This is a genomic window from Micrococcus sp. (assembly GCF_034179925.1).
Classification (GTDB): Bacteria; Actinomycetota; Actinomycetes; order Actinomycetales; family Micrococcaceae; genus Micrococcus.
In genome coordinates, this window is sequence record NZ_JAXFPG010000037.1 from 83,433 (window position 1) to 90,845 (window position 7,413).

The 7,413-nt window shown below is 72.6% G+C and carries 9 protein-coding genes; all 9 read right to left on the bottom strand.

All coding sequences use genetic code 11. The features are described from left to right. Positions 1-84: 84 nt before the first annotated feature. Positions 85-900: a F0F1 ATP synthase subunit delta gene (locus tag SPI96_RS07565; RefSeq protein WP_321081754.1), complete on the bottom strand. Its 816-nt coding sequence runs from the start codon at positions 898-900 to the stop codon at positions 85-87. Continuing rightward, complete coding sequence (locus SPI96_RS07570) at positions 897-1,451, bottom strand: F0F1 ATP synthase subunit B (RefSeq protein ID WP_321081755.1); 555 nt, start codon at positions 1,449-1,451, stop codon at positions 897-899. Before SPI96_RS07570 ends, SPI96_RS07565 begins: the two co-directional genes overlap by 4 nt. An 85-nt stretch (positions 1,452-1,536) precedes the next feature. Next, positions 1,537-1,746 (bottom strand): ATP synthase F0 subunit C, encoded by a 210-nt coding sequence (locus SPI96_RS07575; RefSeq protein WP_321081756.1) that lies wholly within the window; start codon positions 1,744-1,746, stop codon positions 1,537-1,539. 151 nt (positions 1,747-1,897) lie between these two features. After that, complete coding sequence (gene atpB / locus SPI96_RS07580; RefSeq protein WP_321081757.1) at positions 1,898-2,698, bottom strand: F0F1 ATP synthase subunit A; 801 nt, start codon at positions 2,696-2,698, stop codon at positions 1,898-1,900. Positions 2,699-2,933: 235 nt separating this feature from the next. Further along, positions 2,934-3,365 (bottom strand): hypothetical protein, encoded by a 432-nt coding sequence (locus tag SPI96_RS07585; protein ID WP_321081758.1) that lies wholly within the window; start codon positions 3,363-3,365, stop codon positions 2,934-2,936. 11 nt (positions 3,366-3,376) lie between these two features. After that, positions 3,377-4,558, bottom strand: coding sequence for an MraY family glycosyltransferase (locus SPI96_RS07590; RefSeq protein WP_321081759.1), 1,182 nt, complete (start codon positions 4,556-4,558; stop codon positions 3,377-3,379). A 10-nt stretch (positions 4,559-4,568) separates the two neighbouring features. After that, positions 4,569-5,276, bottom strand: a complete 708-nt coding sequence (locus tag SPI96_RS07595; RefSeq protein ID WP_321081760.1) for an L-threonylcarbamoyladenylate synthase — start codon at positions 5,274-5,276, stop codon at positions 4,569-4,571. Further along, positions 5,260-6,180, bottom strand: a complete 921-nt coding sequence (gene prmC / locus SPI96_RS07600) for a peptide chain release factor N(5)-glutamine methyltransferase (protein ID WP_321081761.1) — start codon at positions 6,178-6,180, stop codon at positions 5,260-5,262. Before prmC ends, SPI96_RS07595 begins: the two co-directional genes overlap by 17 nt. Continuing rightward, positions 6,177-7,268: a peptide chain release factor 1 gene (gene prfA / locus SPI96_RS07605; protein ID WP_321081762.1), complete on the bottom strand. Its 1,092-nt coding sequence runs from the start codon at positions 7,266-7,268 to the stop codon at positions 6,177-6,179. The genes prmC and prfA overlap by 4 nt, the downstream gene beginning before the upstream one ends. Positions 7,269-7,413: the final 145 nt, after the last annotated feature.

Here is a 7,413-nt window from a genome sequence, read left to right on the forward strand (position 1 = left end):
CCTGCTCTCTGTGCTTGGTGATCATCGACGTGACGATGATGCTGGTGGTCGTGAAGGCCGGATGGGGCCCGCCGGCTGAGCCGGTCAGGCCGCCATCCGGCGCTGGAGGTCGGTGAGTCGGCTGGACATGGAGCCGTCGATGACGTCGTCCCCGACCTGCACGCGGATGCCGCCGACGAGGGCGGGGTCCACGACCAGGTCGAGCACGAGGTCACGTCCGAACGCCCGCCGCAGACCGGCGATGAGCCGCTCCTGCTGGCCGAGGTCCAGGACGCGGGCCACGGTGACCTGGGCGATCCACTGACGCTGGCGCTCGGCGACGACGTCCGCGAGGCGGCGGACGGCGGAGACGGGCTTGAGGCCGCGCGGAGCCGTGACGGCCCGCTCGACCAGCAGCCGGCCCGCCTCCGAGGCGGAGCCGCCCAGCAGACGGGCAGCCAGCGCGCCACGGTCCTCACGGGAGGCACGCGGATCGGTGAGGGCCCGCTGGACGTCGTTCGACTCCTCGGCCAGCCGGTTGAAGGCCAGGAGCTCGCCCGAGAGCGAGGCGAGGCCGGCGTGCCCGGAGCGGGCGGCCTCACCGGTGGCCGCGTGCGCGGCGACGGCCTCCATGCTGTCTCCGAGGTCACGCTCCGCCGACCAGCGGCGGCCGGCCAGGTCCTTGAGGACCCGCAGCGCACCGGGGCTCACCCGGGTGCCGAACAGGGAGTCCACGAGACCGTGACGGCGCTCGGTGCTCCATGCCGGGTCGGTCAGGGCCCGACGCAGCGGCCCCTGCTCGTCCACGACGTCCAGCACGGCGAAGAGCTCGCGGGCCAGGGCCACACCGCCCTCGTCCAGGACCGGGCCGACCTCCTGAAGGGAGGCGGCCAGGGAGTCCCTCGATGCGCCCGCCGTCATTCGGCCACACCCGCGCTCTGGTGGCGATCCAGGTCAGCCAGGAAGCGGTCGACCACACGCTGGGAGCGGGCGTCGTCCTCGAGGGACTCGCCCACGATCTTGCTCGCGAGCACGGTGGCCAGGGAGCCGACCTCGTTCTTGAGCTGCGCGGCGGCCTGGGCGCGGTCCGCGGCGATCTGGGCGTGAGCCTGCTCGGTGAGGCGAGCGGCCTCCGCGGCGGCGCGCTCGCGCGCCTCGGCGACGATCTGGGCACCCTCGGCGCGGGCCTGCTCGCGCACACGGTTGGCCTCGGTGCGGGCGTCGGCCAGCTGGCTCTCGTAGTCCGCCATCATCGCGTTCGCCTCGGCCTGGGCCCTCTCAGCCTTGGCCAGGCCGCCCTCGATCGCCTCGACGCGGTCCTGGTAGGACTTCTCGAGGGCCGGGACGATGAACTTGATGACGATGAACATGAGCAGGGCGAAGCCCACGGCGGTGACGACGATCTCCCAGGGGTTCGGGATGAGGGGGTTGGCCCCCTCGCCGGCCGCGAGGATCAGTCCGTTGCTGATCATGTTTCAACCATCCTTCAGTCGTGTGCCCCACAGGGCGTGAGGCGGGACGGCGCGGTCACGCCGTCCGTCCTCGTGCTGTGCAGGGTCAGAGGACGAAGGCGAAGACCAGGCCCAGGATGGCGAGGGCCTCGGCGAGCGCGAAGCCCAGCAGGGCGATCGGCTGCAGGATGCGCTGGGCCTCGGGCTGGCGGGCGACGCCGTTGATGTAGGCCGCGAAGATCAGACCCACGCCGATGGCGGAGCCGATGGAGGCCAGGCCGTAGCCGACGAGGTTCAGGTTGCCCGTGATGTCCATGGTGTTCCTTTCACGATGCCGGAGCCCCCGGCAGGTTGTGGAGGTGCGTCCTCCCGGTCGGTCCCCCGCATCGGGGGTGCCGGGAAGCCTTCGGTGGCGGATCGCTCCGCCGCCCGCGGCCGGTGCCGGAGAACCGGCGCGCCGCGGAAGATCAGTGGTCGTTCGCGTCGATCGCGCCCTGCACGTAGATAGCGGTCAGGAGCGTGAAGACGAAGGCCTGGAGGTACATGATCAGCAGCTCCAGGAAGTAGAGGGCCACGGAGCCGAGGATCACCAGCACGCCGGTGCCCTGCAGCAGCAGGCTGTCCGTCTGGGTGATCAGGAAGGCGGCACCGGTGCCGGCGAGCATCACGATCATGTGGCCGGCCAGCATGGTGGCCATCAGACGCAGCGAGTGGGTCAGGGGGCGCACGATGAAGTTGGAGATGATCTCCAACGGCACCAGCAGCGGCAGGATCCAGCCGGGCACGCCCGAGGGCACCACAGCCAGCTTGAAGTAGCCCGGCCCGTGATGGCGCAGACCCACGCCGATCCAGATCACATACACGATGAGCGCCAGCGCGTAGGCGGAGCCGGCGTGGGAGAACGTCGGCAGCTGCAGGAAGGGGATCGCGCCGAAGATGTTGTTCACCAGAATGAAGAAGAACAGCCCGAACAGCAGCGGCACCCACTGCTTGAAGTTCCGCTCCCCCAGGATGTCCCTGGCGATGTCGTTGCGCACGAAGGAGTAGCCGGACTCGGCGAGCCACTGGGCTCGGCCGGGCACCAGCTTCGGCCGACGCATGGCCCACGCGAAGAACGCCGTGATCAGCACGACGGAGAGCAGCACCAGCGCCATCTGCTTGCCGAAGCCCGTGCCGTACTCGGCGCCCCACGGAAGGATCTCCGGCAGGTGGCCGTCACTGATGGACGGGGGCACGAAGTCAGCGTTCGCCAGCACGAGGGGTAGCACGAGGATCCTCTCCGAGAATGATGCGCCGACGCGAGACGTGCCTCACCTTCGGCCTCAGCCCGCCCCCGCGGGTGGGCGGAAGGAACGGTGCAGGACACTGGGGAGAGGCGGCGCGGTCGAGCCGTCGAAGTGTTCGTCGGCAACGATACCAAACCCCCCTGGAATACCGGGGTGACAGCCGGTCCAGCACGAATCGGGCAGGCTCCTGCACCGTCCAGGACTCCCAGCGCCGAGGTCAGTCGGCGTAGATCGCCCGGCGCGTGCGGGCGAACACGGCCACCTCAGCGGCCTGCCACACCACGATCACGGCCAAGGCCGCCGCCCCCGCCGGCACCGGCTCGATCCAGTCCGGACGCGGGGCCAGGCCCAGCACCAGCGCCATCGCCACCAGCTTCAGCACGAACGCCCCGATGCTCAGCGGCAGGACCACCTCCCGGGCGTGGTCCCAGGCCAGCGCCGTCGTCGCCGCCGTGAGGGCGGACAGTCCGAGCACCGTGCCCCCGCCCAGCAGCGCGGACGCCGCCGCAGCCCCGCCGCCGACGGCCCCGGCCACCGCGCACACCACAAGGAGCACCGCCACACCGGCCCCCGTGCTCCACCAGAGAATCCCCCACCAGCCAGCGCGGTTCTCCCACCGCCGGCGGCCCCACCGCGCCGTGCGGGGCATCGCCCGGCCGCTCATCGCCGACGCCCCCGCTCAGGCCGCTCAGGCCACTCAGGCTGCTCAGGCTGCTCAGGGGCCACGGTGCCGTCCGCGCCGGAACGGCCGTGCCGGCGTCGTTCCACGAAGGGGTGCAGCGTGAGGTAGCCGGCGCCCGTGAGCGCCAGGGCGAGCACCGGCAAGAGGATGAGGTCGTCCACGAAGTTCAGCGCCACCGCACCCCAGGCCACGAGGAACGCCCACAGCCACAGCAGCGCCACCGCCTGCGGGTGCGTGTACCCGCCGTCGACGAGCTTGTGGTGCAGGTGCCCGCGATCCGCGGAGAACGGACTGGACCCGTGCGCGGTGCGGCGCAGCACCGAGGTGACCAAGTCCAGCAACGGCAGGGCCATCACCGCCACCGGCAGCAGGATCGGCATATACGCCGGCACGTTGCGGAAGCGGAAGCCGTCCAAGGCGTGGATGTCCATCGTCACCGCGACCGCAGCCGAGGCCATCAGCAGCCCCAGGAGCAGGGCGCCCACCTCACCCATGAAGATCGAGGCCGGGTACCGGTTGTGCGGCAGGAAGCCCGCGCACGCCCCCACGAGCAGGGCCATCAGCAGGGTCGCCAGGTTCGAGTAGTCGAACTGGTTGATGGTGCGGGTCAGCAGATAGCTGTAGACGAAGAATGCCGAACCGCCAATCAGAGCGACCCCCGTGGCCAGCCCATCCAGACCGTCCACGAAGTTGATCGCGTTCATGGTCAGCACCACGGCGAACACCGTGAGCACCACCTGCATGGCCTCGCTGCCCACCGCGATCCACCCCACGGGCATGGCCTCGATACGGATCCCGCCCAGGGCCACGGACAGCCCAGCCATGCACTGGCCGGCGAGCTTGGCCCACCAGCTCAGATCCCAGAGGTCGTCCGCGATGCCCAGCAGAAGGATCACCCCCACCGCCGCCAGCAGGCCATGGACCGCCTCAGCGGAGGCGAAAATCCCCTGCAGGAACGGCACCGACGCCGCCACAGCCACCCCGATCAGCACGGCGGCGGCCATGGCCACCCCGCCCAGCTTCGGGATGGGGCGGCCATGGACATCACGGTCGCGCAGGGGTGTGCAGGCGCGCAGCCTCAGCCCGAGCCGACGCACCAGAGGCGTCAGCAGCAGGCAGGAGACGGCCGTGACGGCCATGACCACGAGATAGGCGCGCATGGGCAGACGGTCAGCCCTCGGGCAGGCCCGGTGCCCGGCGGTCGGCCGGCACGGGCGGCTCCTCCCCCTCCGCGACGAGATCCGGCACCACCTCGCGCAGCTCCTCGAGGGAGACCGCGCCCTGGCGGGCGACCCGGAACGGGGTCACCGTGCAGTCCACGATCGTGGAGGGCGCGCACTCGGTGCGCTCACCGCCATCCAGGTAGAGGGACACCGCGTCCCCGAGCATCTCCCGGGCGGCCTGCGCGGTGGTCGCCGCCGGCATGCCGGTGCGGTTGGCGCTGGAGACGGCCATCGGCCCGACGGCGTAGAGCACCTCCCGGGTGACCGGGTCCGCCGGCACGCGCAGGGCGACCGTGCCACGGGTCTCACCCAGGTCCCAGGTGAGGGTCGGCTGGGACTTCAGGATCAGGGTCAGGGCCCCCGGCCAGAAGCGCTCAGCGAGCTGCTCGGCCTGCTCCGGGGCGTCGTAGGCCAAGCCGGCCATCACAGCACGGTCCGCCATCAGCACGGGCGGGGGCATGGAGCGCCCGCGCCCCTTCGCGGCCAGCAGCACAGCCACAGCCGTCGGCGAGAAGGCGTCCGCCCCGATGCCGTAGACCGTGTCCGTGGGCAGCACGATGCACCCGCGATCCCCCAGCACCGTGCGGGCGCGGTCGACGGCGGCGGGCAGGGCTGCGGGATCCGAGACGTCCAGGTACTCACTCACAGGGGCCATTCTTCCACTCGGCGGCCGGTGCCTCGGGCGCGGCGCCGCGCACCGCCACGAGCACGCGGTCGCGTCCGGTGGCATCGGGCAGCACACGGACCCGCTCGAACGCCCCGCAGGCCTCGGCTGCGGCCGCCAGCGCCTCCCCCTGCGTCTCGTGATGCTCCATCGCGAAGGTCCCGCCCGGGCGCAGCAGCGCCGCGGCCGCGCCGATCAGGCGCAGCGGGATCCGCAGCCCGCGGGCGTCCCCGCCGTACAGGGCCAGGTCCGGGTCTCGCCGGGCCTCGGGCTGGAGGGGCTCCTCGCCGTCGGGCACATAGGGCGGGTTGGTCAGGAGCACGTCCACCACCCCGCGCAGCTCGGGGATCGGGTCGAGGGCATCGGCCAGGCGCAGATCCACACCCCAGGGCTCGAGGTTCCGCCGGGCCCAGGAGTGGGCGGTCGGGTCCAGCTCCACTGCGGTGATCCGCAGCCGCCGCCCCTGCGCCTGCCCCCAGGCGGCCACGGCCGCGGCCACCGCCCCCGACCCCGTGCAGAGATCGAGCACCCGCTCGGCCTGCGGGTCCGCTATGAGGGCACCGATGCCGACCTCCACCAGCAGCTCCGTCTCCGGCCGGGGCACGAACACGCCCGGCCCCACCGCCAGGTCCACCCCATGGAAGCAGGCCCGGCCGGTCAGGTGCTGCAGCGGCTCCCGCCCGGCCCGGCGCTCCACAAGCCCGGCGAACACCGCCGCCTGGGCGGGCTCGGCCTGCGCACCGGCGAGCACCCGGGCCATCACGGCCCCACGCTCGCCACCGAGCACATGCGCCAGCAGCAGCTCGGCATCGGCCCGCGGGGCGTCCACCCCGGCTCGGGCCAGGGTGGCCACGGCCTCACGCAGTTCGAGGGACCACTCCCGCTCCCGGCTCACTGCTGCTGCCCCAGACGGTCGAGGCGGCGCTGCTCGTCCAGGGCCACGCACGCGTCGATCACCGCGTCGAGGTCGCCGTTGAGCACGGTGTCCAGATTGTGCGCCTTGTAGCCGGTGCGGTGGTCCGCGATCCGGTTCTCCGGGAAGTTGTAGGTGCGGATCCGCTCGGACCGGTCCAGGGTGCGCACCTGCGCGGAGCGGGCCGCGGCATCCTGGGCCTCCTGCTCCTCACGACGCCGGGCCAGCAGCCGAGAGCGCAGCACCCGCAGGGCCGCCTCTCGGTTCTGGATCTGCGACTTCTCGTTCTGCATGGACACCACGATCCCCGTGGGCAGGTGGGTCAGGCGCACCGCCGAGTCCGTGGTGTTCACGGACTGCCCGCCCGGACCGGAGGAGCGGAACACGTCCACCTTCAGCTCGTTCGGCTCGATCCGCACCTCGTCCGGCTCATCCACCTCCGGCAGCACCAGCACCCCCGCCGCAGAGGTGTGGATCCGCCCTTGGGACTCGGTGACCGGCACCCGCTGCACCCGGTGCACCCCGCCCTCGTACTTCAGGCGCGCGTACACCCCCTCCGCCGGGTCCTGGGCGCTCCCGCGCACGGCCACCTGCACATCCTTGACCCCACCCAGATCCGAGGGGGTCTGGGCCAGCACGCTCGTGGACCAGCCCCGCGCCTCCGCGTACCGCAGATACATGCGCAGCAGGTCGCCGGCGAAGAGCGCGGCCTCCTCCCCGCCCTCACCGGCCTTCACCTCCAGGATCACGTCCCGGCCGTCGTCCGGGTCCCGGGGGATCAGCAGGCGGCGCAGACGTTCGGCCGCCTCATCGGCTGCGGCCTCCAGCCCCGGCACCTCCGCGGCGAACGCCGCGGCGTCCTCCCCGGGCTGATCGGCGAGCTCCCGTGCGTCGGCGAGGTCCGCCGTCGTCTGCGCCCACACCGTGTGGGCCGCCGCCACCGCGCCGAGCTCGGCGTACCGGCGCCCCAGCCGCCGCGCCAGAGCCGGGTCCTGATGCACCGCGGGATCGGAGAGCCGCTCCCCCAGCGTGCGGTGCTCCTCAAGGAGGGCATGGACGGACTCGAACACGGCGGAGCCTCTCGACGGCGGAACGGACGGTCTCGACTCTACGGGCGGACCCGCAGGACGGACACGGCCCCGGCCCGCGGGCCCGCGGTGCCCCGGCCGGGGGGCGGGGGGGCCGGCGCGCCGGCCGCGCCCCAGGCCCCCCGGG